This is a genomic window from Streptomyces sp. NPDC006430 (genome assembly GCF_040612395.1).
Lineage (GTDB): Bacteria > Actinomycetota > Actinomycetes > Streptomycetales > Streptomycetaceae > Streptomyces.
The window spans coordinates 1-1,616 of record NZ_JBEXQA010000110.1; the positions used below are offsets into that span (position 1 = coordinate 1).

The following is a 1,616-nucleotide window of genomic DNA, read 5'->3' on the forward strand; positions in this document are numbered from 1 at the left end:
GAAGCGGCCTCTCCCGCCTGGGTGCGAGAACTGGTGTCGGTCGCGGGCGAGCGTGCCGTGTTCAACCACTACGGCCCTACCGAGACCACGATCGGTGTGACCACGACGCTTCTGACGCCCGAGCAAGCGTCCGGCGGTGTAGCCCCCATTGGCTCGCCGATCTCCAACACCCGTGTGTACGTGCTCGATCAGTGGCTGTCTCCGGTGGCGCCGGGTGTGGTTGGTGAGCTGTATGTGGCGGGTGCGGGTCTGGCGCGTGGTTATGTGGGCCGGGCTGGTCTGACGGCGGAGCGGTTCGTGGCCAGCCCGTTCGGTACGGCCGGTCAGCGGCTGTACCGCACCGGCGACCTTGCCCGCTGGAACGCCGAGGGCCGGCTGGAGTATCTGGGCCGGGCGGATGAGCAGGTCAAGATCCGTGGATTCCGCATCGAGCCGGGTGAGGTGCAGGCCGTCGTTGCCGCGCATCCCTCGGTGGCTCAGGCGGCGGTGGCCGCCCGTGAGGACGTTCCGGGTGACAAGCGTCTGGTTGCCTATGTCGTTCCGGGCCATGTCGGCAGCGGCGATCTGCCCTCGTCTGTACGGGAGTTTGCCGCTGGGCGGCTGCCGGATCACATGGTGCCGTCGGCGGTGGTGGTGCTTGAGGCGCTGCCGCTGACGCCGAACGGGAAGCTGGATCGCAAGGCCCTGCCGGCACCGGAATACGCCACTGGTTCTGGTCGTGGCCCGGTGACGGCCCGCGAGGAGATTCTGTGCGCCGTGTTCGCCGAGGTCCTCGGCGTGGACAGTGTCGGTGTCGATGACAGCTTCTTTGCTCTGGGTGGTCACTCCCTCCTCGCGATCCGGCTGGTCGAGAACCTGCGCAGCCGCGGCGTGTCCGTCTCGGTGCGGGCGCTGTTCCAGACTCCGACGGTGGCCGGTATTGCGGCTGAGGCGTCCGGCGCGGAGAGCGTTGTCGTTCCGCCGAATGCCATTCCGGAGGGCGCGCGGGCGATCACGCCCGACATGCTCCCGTTGGTCGACCTGACCGCCGAGGAGATCGAGCGGATCGTTGCGACCGTGGACGGCGGCGCGGCCAACGTCGCCGATGTCTATCCGCTGGCCCCCCTGCAGGAAGGTCTGCTCTTCCACCACCTCCTCGCCGACGGTGGCGAGGACGCGTATGTGAGCCCGGTCGTGGTGGAGTTCGACTCGCGGGTACGGCTGGATGCGTTTGTCGATGCGTTGCAGCGGGTCGTGGACCGGCATGACATCTACCGGACCGGGATTGTGTGGGAGGGTCTGCGCGAGCCGGTGCAAGTGGTGTGGCGACACGCCCAACTCCCTGTCGAAGAGGTCGCACTCGACCCACTCGGCGTCGAGTCGGTAGGGCAGCTCCTTACTTCCGGTGGCCTGTCGATGGACCTGGACCGGGCACCCCTGATCGGACTCCATATCGCCGCCGAGCCGGATTCCGGCCGGTGGCTCGCCCTGGTAAGGGCACACCACATGGTTCGTGACCACATGGGTCTTGAACTCTTGCTTGGTGAGGTGGAGGAGTTCGTTGCGGGGCGGGGCGCGGAGCTGCCGGAGGCGTTGCCGTTCCGTGACTTCGTTGTGCAGGCGCGTGGCGGGGTGGA

At 67.9% G+C, this 1,616-nt stretch carries 1 protein-coding gene; it reads left to right on the forward strand.

What is annotated here, in order from left to right:
- Positions 1 to 21: 21 nt before the first annotated feature.
- Positions 22 to 1,616: condensation domain-containing protein (locus ABZZ20_RS36820; RefSeq protein WP_356877418.1), on the forward strand; the 1,595-nt coding region annotated here is incomplete at its 3' end.